Here is a 16,974-nt window from a genome sequence, read left to right as displayed (position 1 = left end):
CAACGAGGTCCTGCCGGGTCGGTGCTGGGCGGGCGGCAGTCGGGGGTCGCCCGCCGGAATGCGCTTTGAGGACGTCGCCGTGACATACCAACACATACGTCGGTATGTCACGGTCGGCTTCGTTCAGCGGGGCGAGGTTGCTCCAGGATTCCGAGAGCTGCCCGACGCTCACTCCCGCTGAACAACCACCCGATCGCGGCGGTCGCGAGTGTGCTGTCAGCTCTTCGCTGTGAGGCTCTTGAGGGTCGATTCGCCGAAGCTGAACAGGGCGTCACCTGCGATCACCCCGCCGGCGACGACCTCCATCTCCGAACGGGCCTTCTCACTGCGCAGCCGCAGCCAGACGAAGCGGATCACGATCCCGGCCAGTACCGCCCAGCCGGCTGAAGGCTGGCTGACCAGAAGACCGGTGGCCAGCAGGATTCCTGCCTGCCGTTTGGAACCACCGACGAGCTGGACGATCGCACCGGGTACCGCCCACATGGCCAGTGACATCGCGACGTGGGGTGAGATCCCGCCGTGCATGGTGGCGGCGAACACCCGGTCAACGGGCGGTAGCAGGTCGCGGGAGAAGTACGACTCCCACATCACGAGCACAACGGCGATAGCGATACCGAACGCGATCATGGCCGAGATCAGTTGCTGTCGACGTCCGGCCAGCTCGAAATCCGGGTCCGCGCCATGTCCGCGCAGGATGAAGCCAGCCTTGAGGTCGTACCCCATGTCCGCGAAGGCCGGTCCGGTCGCGGCCGAGAACGCGACCAGCACGACGAGGGCTTCCAGCGGAAACCCGATGATCATGCCGATGATGAGCGTGATGAGTGCGACGGCGAACGCCGGGAACCAACCGGCGTGCATGGCGGCGAGCCCGACGATCAGCTCATGCACCAGAGCCGCGAGACCGGCGTAGATCACGAAGGCGACCAGCATCCCGGCCGACATGTCCGTCCACACGCCGCAGATCAGTGCGAGGAACACCGCGATCAGCACGTACGCGGCCGGGCCGAGGCCGAGGGTTCTCCGCATGTCCGCGTCGGACCGGGTCGTTCCGCCTTCCTCGCTGTTCTTGCGCGCTAACTGAACGCCGACCTGCACGAGGGCGACCAACCCCGCGCCGATCATGAAACCGTGCGGCACGTACGCCTCGGCGAGATTGTCCTCCGGAATTGTGGTGGCGAAGAAATCCCCGCTGAACAGCTGCGTCTGGTACTGCCGCAAGAGCAACCCGATGCCGAACATGATCATGGCGACGATGTTGCCGATGAACGCCACACCGAAGGCCGACATCGGGATGCCAAGCGCACTGCCGGCCGCACCGACCACGACACCGATTCCGAGCAGGCCGGCACGGCGTCCGCCCTTGTCGCCTGCCCGGATCGCCTCGCCCGCTGCGATTCCCGGCGGCCACGCCCCCGCAGCTGGGAAGATCTTGGTGTCGAAAAGCCGGTAGAGCATGAGGGCATCGACGATCATGGCTGCCGCGACACCGCAGAACATCGGCACTACGAGGTCCGGCCGTCCCATCGCCCACGGAATGCCGATCGGCAACAGTAGGCCGTTGGCCGCGCCGAAGGTGGCCGACGAGATCGCGCTCTGCACGAGGTTCTGCGAATGGATGGAGCGGTAGCTCGCGAACAGCGACATCGGCACCCTGGCCAGCACCATTGCGACGAGCGCGCCGATCAGCGAAGTGTTCGCCGAGATCCCGAGGTTGACCAGGAGCTGCAATCCGATGATGGCCCCGAAAACACTGACGACCACCGTCAACGCGAGGTTGGCGGGAGCGAGCGCCCGTGGATGCTGCTGCCTGGTTCTGGCGGAGATGGTCTGCTCTTCGGGCATCAGTCCTCCTCGGCCAGGCGGTAATCGCTGAGGCGCGACTGCTCGGAGATGATGCCCTCGCTCAAGTCCCGCTCGACATCGTTCCGGCTCCGAGCGGACGGGTCGCCGTACCCGGCGCCGCCGCTGACCTGCATCTCGATGATCTCCTCGGTGCTCGAGATCTGCACCAGCTCGCCGCTTCCGCAGTCGTGCAGGATCGATCCGCTCGGATCACGCACCACTCCGCGCGCGCCGCTTCCCGCCAGTCCCCCGAAGAGGCCCGGGGTAGTGGACTTGACCCCTTCCGGGTAGACGGAGACGTGCATGGGCAGCCCGTCGTCGTGGCGCTTGCGCAGTGCGAAGCGGGTACCGAGTCCGCCGCGGTGCTCTCCGGCTCCGCCGGAGTCCTCGACGAAGGTCTTCTCCAGTATGAGAACCGGAACGCGCGTCTCGAACAGCTCGATGGACGTGTTCGCGGCCGAGGTGGGGTACAGCAATCCGGATTTCCCATCTGCCTTGCTCGACGCGCCCTGTCCGCCCCCGACGAAGAACATGTCGGAGTAGGTGCCACCGTTCGCGTCGGCGCCGTAGACGGTCGCGGCCAACGGGAGCCCGGTGAAGGACTGCACCTCCTCAGGTGCGGCTTTCGCCAGCGCCTTGAACAGGTTCGGAGCGATGTACCAGCCGGTGCGGGTGCGCAGGTTCACCGACGCGGGCCGATTGGCGTTCAGGATCGATCCCTCGGGAGCGGACACTTCGAAAGGTCGGTAGCATCCCGCGTTCCCGCGGACGTTCGGGGTGAGCATGCACTTGAGCGGGTAGGTTGCGTGCGCGGCCGTGTAGTTCATCGTGCAGTTGATGCCGCCCTGCGGGAGCTGTGCGGGGGCACCGTCGAAGTCGATGGCGATCGCATCGCCGTCCACCGTGACCTTGACCGGGTATCGCATCACCTCGCCGAGCGGATTGTTCTCGATCTCGGAGGTGTAGACGCCGTCCGGCAACTCGCGGATGGCCGCACGCATCGCGTCCTCGGAACGCTTCGTGACCACAGACGCCAGCGCCCGCAGGTCGTGCATGCCGTATTCCCGCACGAAGGAAAGCAACCGGGTAGAGCCCAGTGCGTTGGCCGCTACGAAGGAGTGGATGTCACCGATCACCTGGCTCGGGTTGCGGACGTTCTCACCCAGCAACGTGAACAGCGACTCGTCCGGCTCACCCGCCGAGTACAGCTTCATCGGCGGGATCTGCAGCCCTTCCTCGAAGATCTCGCGCGGGTGCAGGTAATCCTTGGTGCCACCGATGTCGGCCACGTGCCCGACCGTTCCCATCAGCCCGATCAGCTTTCCCTCGTGGAAGACCGGGGTGACCAGCGCGATGTCGAACAGGTGACCGGCGCACAGCCAGGGATCGTTGGTGATCAGGACATCGCCGGGCTGCAGCGTCTCGGGCGGGTACTTGGCCAGCAGCGCCTTGACGGCCCTGGGCAAGGTCAGGTTGAACACCGGCATCGCGCGTGGCGAGTGCGCGAGCGTCTCACCGGTCGGATCGAGAAGCTCGCAAGCGAAGTCCTGCGCCTCGGACACCACGAGGGAGAACGCGGTGCGGCACACCGTCTCCCACATCTCCTCGACCACGTTGACCAGTCGACTCCACATGATCTCCAGGGCGATCGGATCGTCCTCGATCACCTTGACCGCTTCCTCGTGCGGGTGTCGGCGGTGACGACTGCCGAAGCCTCCTCCGGGGCGGCGACCTCGATGCGCAGGTTCAGCGCGGGGTCGACGAGCACGCTGTCGCCAGGGGGAATCACGGTGGTCGACTCACGCTCCTCGATGATCGCCGGGCCGTCGATGCGGTCACCGGCGACGAGCGCGTACCGATCGTGGACGTCGACCTCCACCCAGCCGGAATTGAAGTAGGCATTCCTCGTGCCCTTCTTGCTGGGAACGGATTCCGCTGCCGCCGCGCTGCTGGTCAGCGACACCGACGGAGTGGGCCCGAAGCTGGTGACGCGGAAGCTGATCGCCTCGATCTCAGCGCCTTCGTAGAGCGAGGTGTAGCGCGCCTTGTAGGTATCGGCGAAGGCATCGCGGATCCGGCCGAGGCTGCCGGCGTCGATGACGCCATCGGGCAGCGGTACCGAAATTTCGTGCAGCTGTCCGATCAAGCGCATGTCGGCGGTGCGTTCGACCCGCACGACGCCGTCCGGAACACCGGCTTCGGCGAGCTTGGCGCGACCCTGCTCTTCCAGGTCACCCAGCACTGCGTTGACCGCAGCGGCGTCGAAGCCGTCCACCATCCGGACCGGCATCGAGCGCACTTGCTCGAACGAGAGCGGTGCGGCGAGGAATCCGACAGCCGACGCCGCGCCGGACGCGGGCGGCACGATCACCTCGCGGACGCCGAGCGCCCTGGCAACTCCGACGGCATGCGCTGGGCCCGCCCCACCGAAACCGACCATCGCGTGCCGACGCGGATCCTTCCCCTTCTCCACGAGATGCACTCGGGCCGCGCCGGCCATGCTCTCCACCACGACCTTGTGGACGCCCCACGCGGCTTCCTCCGGCGCAAGACCGAGCGGTCCGGCCACCGTGGACACTGCCTCTTCGGCCGCGGCCTTGTCCAGCGCCATCTGCCCGCCGAGGAAGAACTCCGGGTCGTAATAGCCGAGCAGGAGGTTGGCGTCGGTGACGGTCGGTTCGGTGCCGCCCTTGCCGTAGCACGCGGGGCCCGGATCCGAGCCTGCGGAGCGAGGCCCGACCCGGAGCAGGCCGACCTCGTCGATCGACGCGATCGAACCACCACCGGCACCGATCTCGATCATGTCGATGACCGGTGCCTTGATCGGGAGGCCGGACTCTCATCCTGCGCCTGCACATCGAAACCGCCTGCCGCCGCGGCGGAGCACTCGCCCTCACCCTCCGCGACCTCGACCTCGACCAATGCCTCATCCGCCTCCACGAAAAAGGCGAGACCATCCGCTGGCAGCCCGTCTCCCCCACCCTCATGACCCACCTCCGCGACCACGCACAACACCGCGGCGCCACCCAACCCACCGACCAGATCCTGCGCTACCGCAACGGCACACCCATCACCAGACGCCGCTACGACCACCTCTGGACCCGCATCGGCACACACCTGCCCTGGGTCCACACCCAAGGCGTCAGCACCCACTGGCTCCGCCACACCACCCTCACCTGGATCGAACGCAACCACGGCTACGCCATCGCCCGCGCCTACGCAGGCCACACCACTACCAACAGCAACACCGGAACCACCACCACCTACACCCGCGTCGGCATGACTGAAATCGCCACCGCACTCGCCACCCTCACCGGCGAACCCCACCCACTCGCCACCAACACCAGCCACTAACCGACACCCGAATTCACTCTGGAAATTCTCGACACCAAGAGGCCGCCAAGCTGGACACATTCGAGCAACCAAACCGACAAAAACCCGCCCAAAGCGATTCCATCCGGAAGACACCAAGCGACCAGTCACCCGAAGTCAAGGAGCCCACGAGCGGCGCGCTTGACCTCCGGAAGTAATCCAAAAGAGGGTTTCCGCAGGCAATGACCTGCGGAAACCCTCTACTCATTCCCGCTTGCCTGGATCTCGATTTTAGATCGCTTGGCCCCAGTCAAGTCGGAAGTCGCCGGCATGCTCAAGCCCATTTTCCCAGGTCGCCCCTAGCCTAACCGGCGCAGTAAAAGGATCCACCGCCCCATACCTCGCACTAGTGCGTTTCGTGGCACCGCGCCTCCAACCCACATGAATCTGACGGTATCCCGCGTGGTCCCGGCAAGGTCGCCCAAGAGGACTTGACTGCTCCGACACGACCGCGCCGCTCGGCGAGGGACGGCGTGCCCGTCCGCATCTGCCAACGCGTCGATACGTCTGGCTGTGCCTTGTTCGGCCGCATCTGCTTACACGACCGAAATGCGCGGGGCCTTGACCAGGCCCCGCGCGCTTCCTAATATCCGTTTGGATCTTACGAAAGGTGTTTGTATATGTCAAACACATCTCGAACTTCCAGCACCGTGGCAGCGGCACTGCAGGTGCTTCGCCTCCTGGCCGACAACCCGGACGGCCTGGGCATCACGGACGTCGCGCGGTCACTGGAGATGAGCAAGAGCAAGGCGCACCTGCTGCTGGCCACATTGCTGGAGCAGGGATTCGCCGACCGTGCGGCCGACAGCCGGTACCGCGTCGGGCTGACGGCGTTCGAGGTGGGCTCGGCGGTGCCGGACGCGGCACGATTCGGTGGCGACCTGCTGACGCCGATGCGGGCGCTCGCCGACTTGTCCGGTGAGGCGGTTTCCCTCGCGGTACCGCGCAATCGCGACGCGATCATGGTCCAGCGGTTCGAGACCAAGCACGTGCTGCGCGCCGAGATCGGAGTCGGCACGCGGATGCCGCTGATCTCGTGCGCGTCCGGGAAATTCCTGCTCGCTCACATGACCGACGAGCAGCTCGACAGCCTCTACCCCACCGAAGCGCTGCCCTACGTGACCGTGCACAGCGTTCGCACCAAGACCGCGCTGCGCGCGATGTTCCCGGAGGTACGCGACAAGGGCTACGCCCTCAACGACGAGGAGTACGCCGAAGGGATTGCAGGCGTCGCCACCGGGGTCGCCGACGCGAGCGGGCACTACGTGGCCGCGCTGAGCGTGGCCGGGCCCAGCAGTCGGTTCCGCGCGGACGACTGGATCGAGCCGCTGGCCGAGGCGGCGCGCAAGATGACCGAACTTCTGGCCAGCCGGCGCTGACCCGGCCGACGAGAGACGAGGAAGCACGTTTCATGGAGATCGTTGCCGGAATCGACGTCGGTGGCACGTTCACCGACGTGCTGCTGCATCACACTGGTACCGGAGAACTGCGCCTGGCGAAGGTGTTCTCCACCCCGGGGCGACAGGCTGACGGCCTGCTGACGGGCCTGGCGCAGTTCGACGTGCCGTTCGCCGACCTCGATGCGGTCGTGCACGGGACGACCGTGGCGACCAACGCGGTGCTGGAGCGCAAGGGATCGCGGACCGCGCTGGTCACCACCCGCGGATTCCGCGACGTGCTGGAGCTGCGCCGGCGCGACCGGCCCACCACCTACGGACTGACGGGAACCTACCGGCCGCTCGTGCCGCGCAGCCTGTCGTTCGAGGTGGACGAACGGATCGACGCGCGAGGCGACGTGCTCACCCCGCTCTCCTCCGACTCGGTGGCGCAGGTGGCCGCCGCATTGCGGGAGTCCGGTGCGGAGAGCGTGGCCGTCTGCCTGCTCAACAGCTACGTCAACGACGATCACGAACGCACCCTGGCCCACGAGCTCCGGAGGCTGTTGCCGGGCGTCGAGGTGACCGCCTCCTACCAGGTGTGCCCGGAACCGGGTGAGTTCGAGCGCGCCACCACCACGGCGGTCAACGCGTTCGTCCGCGCCCCGATGTCGCGCTACCTCGACGCGGTGCAGGACCAGTTGGCGGAGCAGGGTTTCGCTCGGGACGTGCAGGTGATGCAGTCCAACGGCGGTCTGATCCCGGCCCGCCGCGGCGGGGAGCTCGCCGTGCGCACGCTGCTGTCCGGACCGGCAGCGGGCACCGTCGCCGCAGCGGCGTTCGGCGAGGCCGCGGGGCTGCAGGACGTGATCTCCTGCGACATGGGCGGCACCAGCTTCGACGTCGCACTGATCCCGGACGGGCAGCCCGCGGTGACGGCGGAGACCACCATCGACTACGGCGTCCCGATCAAAACGCCGATGATCGACATCACCACCATCGGAGCCGGCGGTGGCTCCATCGCCTCGGTCGACCGTGCCGGAATTCTCCAGGTGGGGCCGGAAAGCGCGGGATCGGACCCCGGTCCCGCCTGCTACGGACGCGGGGGTAACCGGCCCACGGTCACCGACGCGAACATCGTCCTCGGCCGGATCGCCGCCGAGCAGCAGCTGGGCACGCAAGACGGCTTCTCGCTCGACCGCGAGGCCGCCATCGAGGCCATCCGCACCCACGTCGCCGAGCCGCTCGGACTCGACGTCACCGCGGCCGCGCTCGCCATCGTGCGGTTCGCCAACGAGAAGATGGCCAACGCGATCCGCATGGTCAGCGTCGACAAAGGACACGATCCGCGTGAATTCGCTCTCGTCGGTTTTGGTGGCGCCGGGCCGATGCACGTCGCCGAGTTAGCGAGCGCGGTCGGTGCCACGACCGTTCTCGTACCGCCGCACCCAGGCGCGCTGTCGGCTTACGGGTGCCTCATCGCCGACGTCAAGTACGACTACGTCACCGCTGTGGGGTCCGATGTGGACGAAACGACCCCCGGCGACGTCGAACGCGTCCTGAGCGACCAAGCGGAACTGGGCCGCAAAACCCTGGAGGCCGATGGGTACGGCGACCAGGACATCGCGGTGGAACACATCGCCGAGATGAGCTTCAGCAAGCAGCTCTACTCGATCCGCGTCCCGCTCGGCGCTGAACGCGACGGCTGGACGCCGGCCCGGCTCGCCGAGGAGTTCCAGCGCGAGTACGGGGCCATCTACCACGGCCGCAACCCCTCCGGGACGATCCGGCTCATCAGCCTCCGCACGGTGGTGACGGTCAAGCGCGAACCGGTCGAGCAACTCGCGACCGCCACTGCCGAGCACCCGCCGAACGGTGAACGCACCGTCGTGTTCGCCGACGGCCCGCACACGGCACCCGTGCTGCGACGCGAAGCCCTGACACCCGGCCAGACCTTGCACGGCCCGTTGATCGTGGAGCAGCGCGACACCACGATCGTTCTCCCCCCGGCCACGTCCGCGACCGTTCACGAGAACGGCAGCCTCATCGTGAAGGTGACCTCATGACCGAGCTCGACCCGCTGTCCATCGCCGTCATCCGCGGTCGCCTGGAGCAGATCGCGGATGAGATGGACACCGTATTCGAACGCATGGCGTTCTCGCCGGTGATCTCCGATGCGTGGGACCGCGCCGATGGCATCTACTCCGCGACCGACGGCAGCATGATCGTCCAGGGCAGCCGCGGGCTGCCGATCTTCGTGGGCACGATGCAGTACACCGTCGCCAGCGTCATCTCCGGCACCGGCGATGTGCGCCAGGGCGACACGTTCATCGTCAACGACCCGTTCGCCGGTGGCACCCACATCATGGACACCAAGATGGTGCGGCCGTTCTTCTACCGCGGCGAGCTGTTCGCCTACCTGGCCAACACCGGGCACTGGCCCGACCTCGGCGGGCGGGTGCCCGGTGGTTTCGGTGCCGCTGCGACCGACTGCTACCAAGAGGGCCTGCGCCTGCCACCGGTGAAGCTGTTCAGCAACGACGAGCTCAACGCCGACATCCTCGCGATCCTGCAGACCAACTCCCGGCTGCCCGACGACGTGCTCGGCGACATCGACGCACAGGCCACAGCGCTGCGCGCCGGCGAGGCCCGGCTCACCGAACTGCTCGACGAGTACGGGCCCGAGCTCGTCAGCGGTGTGGTCGAGTCGCTGCGCGAGCGGTCGGCGCAGCAGATGCGGTCGCACATCGCGGAGATTCCCGACGGCACCTACCACTTCGTCGAGGAGATGGACAACGACGGCATCACCGACGAGATCCTGCGGGTCGCCGCGGAGATCACCGTCGCCGGTGAGGAGTTGACCATCGATTTCAGCGGCTCCTCCGCGCCGTGCCAGGGCCCGATGAACTCCGTCTACGCCGCCACCGTGTCGAGCAGCATCGTCGCCATCAAGCACCTGTTCCCCGACATCCCCATCAACTCGGGCATCTTCGAGCCCATCACGTTCGTCATCCCCGACACCGTCTTCCTCAACGCCAAACCACCCCGGCCGGTCGCGGGCTGCGCGGCCGAGACCAGCCAGCGCATCATCACCGCCGTGATGGGCGCGCTCGCCGAAGCCGCACCCGACCGCGTGCCCGCCGGGTCCTCGGCCACCGTGAACAACCTGTCCATCGGCGGTGTCCAGTCCGACGGCACCCCGTTCGTGCTGTACGTGTTCCTCGGCGGCGGCTACGGCGGCCACGCCACCGGCGACGGGCTGTCCAACGGGTGCTCCCTGATGAGCATCGGCCGCGTCCAGTCGATCGAAACCCTCGAACAACGCTATCCGCTGCGGTTCCGCAAGTACGGCCTGCGCGACGGGTCCGCCGGGCACGGCCGGCAGCGCGGCGGGTTCGGTGTGCACTTCGAGTTCGAGTTCACCGCCGCCGAGGGCCAGGCCAGCTTGCTGGGCGACCAGGCCAAGACCGCCCCGGTCGGCCGCGCCGGCGGGACACCGGGGCAGACGTCGTCGCCGTGGTTCCGCATCGGCGGCGAGCGGGTGACGCTGCCGATGATCAGCAAGGGCGAGAACGTCTCACTCCGCGCCGGGGACGTCGTCTGCCTGCGCACCCCCGGCGGCGGCGGATACGGCCTGGCCGCCGAACGCGCATCCGATGCCGTCGCCGACGACGTCGAGCGCGGTTACCTCGACCCCGAGACGGCCGCCCGCGTCTACGCGCACACCGCCTGATCCCCTTCTTCCCCTTGGGAGCACAGCCATGTCCGAAACCACCGCGAAGGCGGACACCCCGCTCCGCAGAGCCATCCTCGGGTCCCTCGTCGGGACTTCGCTGGAGTGGTACGACTTCTTCCTCTACGGCTCCGCCGCAGCGCTCGTCTTCAACGAGGTCTTTTTCCCCTCCTTCGACCCGCTGACCGGCACCCTGCTGTCTTTCCTGACGTTCGCGATCGGCTTCATCGCCCGGCCCATCGGCGGGGTGCTGGCGGGGCACTACGGCGACCGGTTCGGCCGCAAGAAAGTGCTGCTGTTCACCGTATCGCTGATGGGCGCCTCGACCGTCGCGATCGGACTGATCCCGACCTACGCGACCATCGGGATCGCCGCGCCGATCCTGCTGATCATCATCCGCTTGGCTCAGGGTTTCGCCCTCGGCGGCGAATGGGCGGGCGGTGCCCTGATGATCGCCGAACGCGCTCCCGCCGCGCGCCGCGGCTTCCTCACCAGCTTCGTCCAGGTCGGCGTCCCGATCGGCACACTGGTCAGCACCGCCGTGCTGTACCTGATGTCCAGCGTCCTGTCCCGCGAAGCGTTCGTGCAGTGGGGCTGGCGGGTGCCGTTCCTGCTGTCGGTCGTGGTCGTCGCGATCGGCATCTACATCCGGCGCCAGGTCGCGGAGACCCCCGCCTTCACCGAGACCAAGGAGCGCGACCGCGGCACGCGGGCACCGATCCTCACCCTGCTCCGGACCCAGCCCATCGACGTGCTGCGGGTGATCGGCATCCGCGCGGGCGCCGACATCGTCTACTACCTGCTCGTCACGTTCCTGCTCACCTACGTCACCACCACGCTCGGACTGCCCCGCAACGTCGGACTGCTGGCTACGCTGATCGGCGCCGGGATGCAGCTGTTCACCTACCCGGCGTTCGCCGCGCTGAGCGACCGCTACGGCCGCAGGAAGGTCACCGTCTTCGGCGCGGCCGGCGCATTCGTGTGGATGTTCGTGTTCTTCCCGCTCGTCGACACCAAGAGCACCGGGCTGATCGTGCTCGCGGTGCTCGGCGGCCTGCTGTTCCACTCCGCGATGTACGGCGTGCAGGCATCGTGGATCTGCGAACTGTTCGACACCCAGCACCGCTACAGCGGCGCTTCCCTCGGATACCAGCTGTCCGGCATCGTCGGCGGCAGCCTCGCACCCACCATCGCCGTCGCACTGCTGCAGGTATCCCACTCGACCACGCTCGTCGTGGCCTACGTGTGCGCCGCAATCGCCTTGGTTCTGGTCACGGCGCTGCTCACCCGCGAAACGCGCGGCGGCGAACTGCGCGACCTCGGCACCACGACGACGGTGGAGAGTGCGTCATGAGCATCCCCGACCGAGCCCAGCGGGTACTACCCGGCGGCAACACCCGGACCACCCTGTTCGTCCCACCCCACCCGCCATACGCGGTGCGCGGCAACGGCGCGCTGATCACCGACGACACCGGCCACCGCGTGATCGACTGCAACAACAACTACACCTCGCTGATCCACGGGCACGCCCGCGCCGAAGTCCTCGAAACTGCGATCGAAGCCGCCCGGTCGGGCACCGCGTTCGGCCTGCCCACCGCGTCGGAGGTCGCGCTCGCCGAACATCTGCGCGACCGCACCGGAATCGAGCAATGGCGCTTCTGCAACTCCGGTAGCGAAGCCGTCCTCATGCTGCTGCGCGCCGCGCGCGCCTACACCGGACGCGACCTCATCATCCGGTTCGACGGCAGCTACCACGGCACCGGCGACGCCCTCGTGCCCCCCGAAGCGCCCGGCCTCGCCAAATCGGTGTCCGAATCAGTGCTCGTGCTGCCCCAGAACGACCTCGCCGCTGTCGAAAAGGCCTTGCACGAGCACGGCGCCCGCGTCGCGGCCGTGCTCATCGACCTGATGCCCAACCGCGCCGGTCTCATCCCCGCCGACCCCGAGTACGTGACCGCGCTCCGCAACCTCACCCGGCAACACGCCACTCTGCTCGCGGTCGACGAAGTCATCACCTTCCGGCTGCGCGAAGGCGGCCTGCACACCGACTACGACATCCAGCCCGATCTCGTGTCCGTCGGCAAGGTCATCGGCGGCGGCTTCCCCGTCGGCGCCATCGGCGGCAGCGCCGAGGTGCTCTCCCCCTTCGCCCCCACCGCCCCGGGGGCGGTCTCGTGGGGCGGCACCTTCAGCGCCAACCCGGTGACGATGGCAGCCGGACTCACCGCCCTCCAGCTCTTCGGTGCCACGGAGATCACCGAGCTCAACCAACGCGGAGACGCGGTCCGGGCACGTCTGCTCAAAGCCGACGTGCCAGTGCGCGGCTCTGGCTCGCTGCTGCGACTAACCACGCCGAACCCAACCGAATTGTGGTGGAAGCTGTACCACGCAGGAGTACTCGCCGGCACCAACGGCCTACTAGCCCTGTCAACCGCCATGACCGACGCGCAGCTCGATCAGATCACCGACGGGGTCACCCGCGCCTTCCGCACCTGAAAAACCACCGGTATGGCACCAGCAGATGACTGAACCTCGCTATCCTCGATGAGTGGGTCCACAGTCGCGACGACATCACCTACGTGCAGCCTGCCTCCGGCACGACCGCGCTCCTGAGCTACGACCTCGACGCCGGAATCGGCCACGTCGAGGTCCTGCTCGAGCACAAGTTGCCCTACAGCCCGAAGAGGGTGGACGCATTTCTGTGCGGCTGCCACCCGGAATCGGGCGAACCGTCTTACATCCTGATCGAGTTGAAGCAGTGGAGCCGGGCCCAGGCCGTGGGCGACGGACTCGTGAGGGCGGCGGGCGTCAAAGAGCTCCAGCTTCCTCCTGTTGCGCAGGTACGCCGGTTTTGCCTGCAGCTGCTCGACTTCACCCCCTCACTCGCGCGACGCGCGGGAGCTTCGTCGCTGGCCGTTGTAGAAAATTTCGATGTAGGTGAAGATCTCGATCTCTGGGGCAGATCAGAGTGTCAACCAAAACCCTGGGGAGTCCCATCACTCCCTAGAATCGCTGTATTCGAATTTCCCCAGACCTGCTTCATTCGATCCCGGCCGAGACCGCAGTGCCGTTAAACCGAGGACGACGATCGCGGCACTAACGGGCCTGGTGCCCGAGAGCTTTGAGAACGTCGGCCAGCCATACCAACGCATACGGCGGGACCTCATTGCCGGCTTCGTTCAGCCGCGCGAGGTTGCTCCAAGACTCCGAGAGCTGCCCGACGGTCAACTGGTCCGGCTGCGGCTGCGTGTAGACGTCGTAGGTGAGCTCCGGCGGCACGGACCAGAAGAAGTCGTTGTCGAGTTCCACCCGCTCGCCGACCTGGGCCTGCAGGTTGTCCAGGGCCCTGTTCATCACCTGGCGCAGGACCTCAACCGACACCACGGATTCGTCGTCGCTCATCGTGCACCCTTGTAGATCTTGTCGATGTTGTCTCGGAAGGTCCGAATCTCGTTCTCCAGATGCCTGACGCGACCATCGATGATTCGCTGGCGCACCTCGTCGTTCGGAGCTTTCTCGAGAATACCCTTGTTGTCGAACGCTTCCGGATCGCGCTTGTACGCGTCCAGCTTCTCCTCGTGCTCTTTGACCAGACGTTCGTAGGACTCCACGGAACGTCGGTCCGAAGCGGACAGATCAGCCTTGTCCTGGGTCGTTTCCTCGACCTCGGCCGCGTCGTCGATGTCGACGACCTCGACTTCGTCGTCTCCTGCTGCTTCCGAGCTCATCCCGGCCATCGCGACGCCCATCATCCCAACACCGGTCGCGATGCCTGCCGTCGAGACAGCACCAAGGGGCACGCCGGCAACCGCGCCAGCACCGGTCACGTCGAGGACTGCGCCGGCGGTCTCTCCCGCAGCGCTCACCGCGGTCAGCGCTGCACCGCCAACCAAACCTGCCAGCATCCCGGGATGCTGGACCGCTGCGTTGCCGAACGACGCGACCGCATTCACCACGGCGCCGGCTGCATCGCCCACCGCGTCCGCAGCTTGCTCCAACCAGCTCCGATCGGGAGCCCGATCCCCGGCTCGCCCGACCACGTCGGCGGCCTGATCCCCTGCTGAAGCAAGCTGGGAGCGTGCCCGGGCGAGGAGTTCGCGCGCCTGTTGCCGTTTCGCCTCACCAGGATCGTGGAACGGAACCACGACCGGACCCGAGCCCGGTGGCGCGTCGCGCTCAGCACGTTCGACTTCACGCGCATGCTGCTTCTGGGCGTAGCTGGTTTCGGCCTCGCCTTCGTTCCACAGCGTGATCGCTCGGCTCGCTTCTCCTTGCGCCCACCTCAGCGTTTCGCTGTACCGGCTCAGCGATTCAGCAGCATCGTGAAAGCAGTCGCCAGCCTCCAACCAACGCGTTGGCTCGCCGTCGAACGCATCCCTGAACTGATCAGCCGCTTCACCCGACCAGCCCTCAGAGGTCTCGATCCGCTTGAGCCCTGAGCCCGCCTCGTGCAGTGCATCCCCGTAGGCCTTCATCGACGCAGCGGTCCCGTGCACGGAATCGGGATAGCCCGGTACCAACGCCCTGGGGTCGGTGGTCGCTCCCAGCTCCGCCATCACTCCGCCGCCGGGTCTTCGCCACCTGGACGCACCAAGAGCCCGTGAAGGTGAGCTCGCGCCGCCTCGTCCGTTCGCCGGTAGACCTCAACGGAATGGGACAACCTGCTCGCGATCTCGGCCCCGTCGTCGCTCAAGTTGGCCACGCCCACATCCCAGCGATCGCAGAACTCACGAACCACACCGCTCAACCGGTCGTGACCGAAGGCATCCGCAGGACAATCGATGTCCGCGACCTTCTTCCTGGCCATCGCCTCAACAGTGTCCCGCACGCCATCCGACGCCCTGGTCAGCGCGTCCAGATCGACCCGAAACCCGTCCGCCATACGACCCGTGTACCTCCACACCTCACGTGCCCCGATGACCGTAAGCAATGACAAGAGCCTTCGAGATCAAATCCGAAGCCATCACCCGTTTGGACGTCAACACGGCCCCACCTGCAGCCGTGCACCTCCACTCCCCCAAGCTGGAAGTCGGGTTGGACTCCTTGATTTCATTCCCCACTGAAGAAATCGCCTTAATAGGACGTAACGCGGCTGGTCGTATGTCGATCACCCAAGAACAACGCGGTGCACGATCACCATGCCGGGACATGCGGCTGAAGTTCTCGACGAGTTGACGCGCCACCAAGCACCCCCGCGCCGGTTCGGGGACACGTCGGGACACCAGCACCACGTGTCCCGAAGGCGTATTGGCCCAGATCAGAGGGCTGATCGCCCATGTCCCGCCCGGTGCCCCAGGCTGGCCTCCGAAGGGACAGCGGGACACCGACCTCAGCGCCTGTTCATCGCCATGCCACTGCTGGGAAGAGTCGCCGTTGTCACCGAGAGAGAATGCGGGGTCTGCACCGGAGTTCCTGTTCCAGTCACCGGCAACATCACTGTGCTGCCGCCGGAGCGGCACGACCGTCCCTCCCCCGACGGCGTCCCTTGCCACCCGGTGAGCAGGGCGAGATCTGCGTCGGGGACGAGTGCGGATCTCGCCCTGCTCGACGGCGCGGTGTGCGTCAGTCTCGGTGCGTGACGGTTGAGGAGGACGACGACTGGGGGCAGGACGGTCGGGTGCTCGCCCTCTCCGATGGTGTTTTCGCGATCGCGGCCACTCTGCTCGCGCTCGACATCCGCGTGCCGGAAGGGCTGGACACTCGAGGCCTGCACGACGCGCTGCGCGGACTCGCCCCCGGCCTGACCGGTTATGCGATCGCGTTCCTCGTGATCGGCGTGCTGTGGTTGGGGCACCGCGAGCTGTTCGGCGACATTCGGCGGGTCGAACCCGCGGTCGCCTGGGTGAACGTGGTGCTGCTGGGGTTCGTGGCGCTGCTGCCGTTCCCCTCGTCGCTGCTGGCCGACTACGGCGACGAACCGGTGGCCGTGATCGGCTACGCGGCCAGCGTCTCGATGATCTGCGCGCTGCAGCTGGTCATCGTCGCCCTCGCCCGCCGCACCGGGACCTTCCGCGCCGGGAAGCAGGCGCTGCCTGCCTACGGGCCATCGGCGGTGACGATCGTCGGCTTCGTCGTGTCCATGCCGTTGGCGCTGCTGTCGCCCAGGTGGGCTCCGGCCTGCTGGCTACTGCTGATCCCCGCGCACGCCATCATCAACCGCATCGAGAAGCGCGGAGACCGCGGCCCCCGGGCGTCCTGAGAACTGCCCGCACGCCCGAACTGATGCCATGGGGATCTTCTCAGAGGGAATCGAGCGCGGTCTGCACGACGGAGTCCGTGGACAGACCGTCGAGCAGCGCGGGCAGAGCTCCGGCGTCGAGGAACCGGTCGGGCAGACCGATCGGGGTGACGTGCCGACCGACGCCGGCTCGAACGATGTGCGAGGCAACGGTTTCGAACAACCCACCTCTCACCGCGTGGTTCTCCGGGGTGAGGGCGAAGCGGTCCGTGTCGATCTCGCGGAGCACCGTCTCGGCGTCGAAGGGCTTGACAGTCGGTGCGCGCACCACCGCGACGTCGACGTTGTCCGCGGCGAGCCGTTCGGCTCTCTCGGAGCCGAGGCGCACTGCCACGCACGTCACCTGCAGAAGCCCCCTTCTCACCCGCATGCCGTGGTCCGACCTCAGCTCCATCGCCCCCAGCGCTCCCGAT

General features: G+C 67.1%; 14 protein-coding genes. 7 read left to right on the top strand and 7 right to left on the bottom strand.

Translation table 11 applies throughout. The annotated features are described in order from the left end of the window. Positions 1-216 precede the first annotated feature (216 nt). The 3 genes from QFW96_RS13130 to QFW96_RS13120 are packed head-to-tail and all read right to left on the bottom strand — an operon-like array spanning position 217 to position 4,645. Positions 217-1,842 carry an OPT/YSL family transporter gene (locus tag QFW96_RS13130; protein ID WP_281455887.1) on the bottom strand — a complete coding sequence of 542 codons (1,626 nt, stop codon included), beginning with the start codon at positions 1,840-1,842 and terminating at the stop codon, positions 217-219. After that, the gene (locus tag QFW96_RS13125) at positions 1,842-3,509 is read right to left on the bottom strand and encodes a hydantoinase B/oxoprolinase family protein (RefSeq protein ID WP_281455886.1); all 1,668 of its coding nucleotides are present in this window, start codon (positions 3,507-3,509) and stop codon (positions 1,842-1,844) included. The genes QFW96_RS13130 and QFW96_RS13125 overlap by 1 nt, the downstream gene beginning before the upstream one ends. Beyond that, entirely contained in the window at positions 3,506-4,645 is a 1,140-nt protein-coding gene (locus tag QFW96_RS13120; RefSeq protein WP_343231376.1) for a hydantoinase/oxoprolinase family protein, read from the bottom strand. The genes QFW96_RS13125 and QFW96_RS13120 overlap by 4 nt, the downstream gene beginning before the upstream one ends. A gap of 38 nt (positions 4,646-4,683) precedes the next feature. On the opposite strand from QFW96_RS13120, the gene QFW96_RS13115 reads away from it, so the two are divergent. The 6 genes from QFW96_RS13115 to QFW96_RS13090 all read left to right on the top strand — a co-directional run bounded on the left by QFW96_RS13115 (position 4,684) and on the right by QFW96_RS13090 (position 12,819). Then, on the top strand, positions 4,684-5,196 hold the full coding sequence (locus tag QFW96_RS13115) for a tyrosine-type recombinase/integrase (RefSeq protein ID WP_343231380.1): 513 nt from the start codon (positions 4,684-4,686) through the stop codon (positions 5,194-5,196). Between the two features lie 668 nt (positions 5,197-5,864). Then, positions 5,865-6,593: an IclR family transcriptional regulator gene (locus tag QFW96_RS13110; protein ID WP_281455885.1), complete on the top strand. Its 729-nt coding sequence runs from the start codon at positions 5,865-5,867 to the stop codon at positions 6,591-6,593. A 32-nt stretch (positions 6,594-6,625) separates the two neighbouring features. Next, positions 6,626-8,656 (top strand): hydantoinase/oxoprolinase family protein, encoded by a 2,031-nt coding sequence (locus QFW96_RS13105; protein WP_281455884.1) that lies wholly within the window; start codon positions 6,626-6,628, stop codon positions 8,654-8,656. After that, positions 8,653-10,323, top strand: coding sequence for a hydantoinase B/oxoprolinase family protein (locus QFW96_RS13100; RefSeq protein ID WP_281455883.1), 1,671 nt, complete (start codon positions 8,653-8,655; stop codon positions 10,321-10,323). The genes QFW96_RS13105 and QFW96_RS13100 overlap by 4 nt, the downstream gene beginning before the upstream one ends. A gap of 28 nt (positions 10,324-10,351) precedes the next feature. After that, positions 10,352-11,677, top strand: coding sequence for an MFS transporter (locus QFW96_RS13095; RefSeq protein WP_281455882.1), 1,326 nt, complete (start codon positions 10,352-10,354; stop codon positions 11,675-11,677). Next, complete coding sequence (locus QFW96_RS13090; protein WP_281455881.1) at positions 11,674-12,819, top strand: aspartate aminotransferase family protein; 1,146 nt, start codon at positions 11,674-11,676, stop codon at positions 12,817-12,819. The genes QFW96_RS13095 and QFW96_RS13090 overlap by 4 nt, the downstream gene beginning before the upstream one ends. 600 nt (positions 12,820-13,419) lie before the next feature. Here the strand turns inward: QFW96_RS13090 and QFW96_RS13085 are convergent. The 3 genes from QFW96_RS13085 to QFW96_RS13075 are packed head-to-tail and all read right to left on the bottom strand — an operon-like array spanning position 13,420 to position 15,205. Next, positions 13,420-13,725: a hypothetical protein gene (locus tag QFW96_RS13085; RefSeq protein WP_281455880.1), complete on the bottom strand. Its 306-nt coding sequence runs from the start codon at positions 13,723-13,725 to the stop codon at positions 13,420-13,422. Next, entirely contained in the window at positions 13,722-14,879 is a 1,158-nt protein-coding gene (locus QFW96_RS13080) for a putative T7SS-secreted protein (protein ID WP_281455879.1), read from the bottom strand. Before QFW96_RS13080 ends, QFW96_RS13085 begins: the two co-directional genes overlap by 4 nt. Beyond that, entirely contained in the window at positions 14,879-15,205 is a 327-nt protein-coding gene (locus QFW96_RS13075; RefSeq protein WP_281455878.1) for a hypothetical protein, read from the bottom strand. Before QFW96_RS13075 ends, QFW96_RS13080 begins: the two co-directional genes overlap by 1 nt. Before the next feature lie 693 nt (positions 15,206-15,898). Between QFW96_RS13075 and QFW96_RS13070 the strand changes: the two genes are divergently transcribed. Continuing rightward, entirely contained in the window at positions 15,899-16,522 is a 624-nt protein-coding gene (locus QFW96_RS13070; RefSeq protein WP_281455877.1) for a TMEM175 family protein, read from the top strand. A gap of 40 nt (positions 16,523-16,562) precedes the next feature. Here QFW96_RS13070 and QFW96_RS13065 read toward each other — a convergent pair whose 3' ends face one another. Beyond that, the gene (locus tag QFW96_RS13065) at positions 16,563-16,895 is read right to left on the bottom strand and encodes a transketolase C-terminal domain-containing protein (protein WP_281455876.1); all 333 of its coding nucleotides are present in this window, start codon (positions 16,893-16,895) and stop codon (positions 16,563-16,565) included. Positions 16,896-16,974: the final 79 nt, after the last annotated feature.

Origin of the sequence: Saccharopolyspora ipomoeae (assembly GCF_029952525.1) — a bacterium.
GTDB lineage: Bacteria > Actinomycetota > Actinomycetes > Mycobacteriales > Pseudonocardiaceae > Saccharopolyspora > Saccharopolyspora ipomoeae.
Note: the sequence above shows the minus strand (reverse complement) of the source record. Positions and strands in the feature narration are given on the sequence as shown.

Coding starts and splice junctions, on each gene's coding strand:
- QFW96_RS13130 (WP_281455887.1), bottom strand. CDS start 1,842: ATGCCCGAAGAGCAGACCATCTCCGCCAGAACCAGGCAGCAGCATCCA.
- QFW96_RS13120 (WP_343231376.1), bottom strand. CDS start 4,645: ATGATCGAGATCGGTGCCGGTGGTGGTTCGATCGCGTCGATCGACGAG.
- QFW96_RS13105 (WP_281455884.1), top strand. CDS start 6,626: ATGGAGATCGTTGCCGGAATCGACGTCGGTGGCACGTTCACCGACGTG.
- QFW96_RS13100 (WP_281455883.1), top strand. CDS start 8,653: ATGACCGAGCTCGACCCGCTGTCCATCGCCGTCATCCGCGGTCGCCTG.
- QFW96_RS13095 (WP_281455882.1), top strand. CDS start 10,352: ATGTCCGAAACCACCGCGAAGGCGGACACCCCGCTCCGCAGAGCCATC.
- QFW96_RS13090 (WP_281455881.1), top strand. CDS start 11,674: ATGAGCATCCCCGACCGAGCCCAGCGGGTACTACCCGGCGGCAACACC.
- QFW96_RS13085 (WP_281455880.1), bottom strand. CDS start 13,725: ATGAGCGACGACGAATCCGTGGTGTCGGTTGAGGTCCTGCGCCAGGTG.
- QFW96_RS13080 (WP_281455879.1), bottom strand. CDS start 14,879: ATGGCGGAGCTGGGAGCGACCACCGACCCCAGGGCGTTGGTACCGGGC.
- QFW96_RS13075 (WP_281455878.1), bottom strand. CDS start 15,205: ATGGCGGACGGGTTTCGGGTCGATCTGGACGCGCTGACCAGGGCGTCG.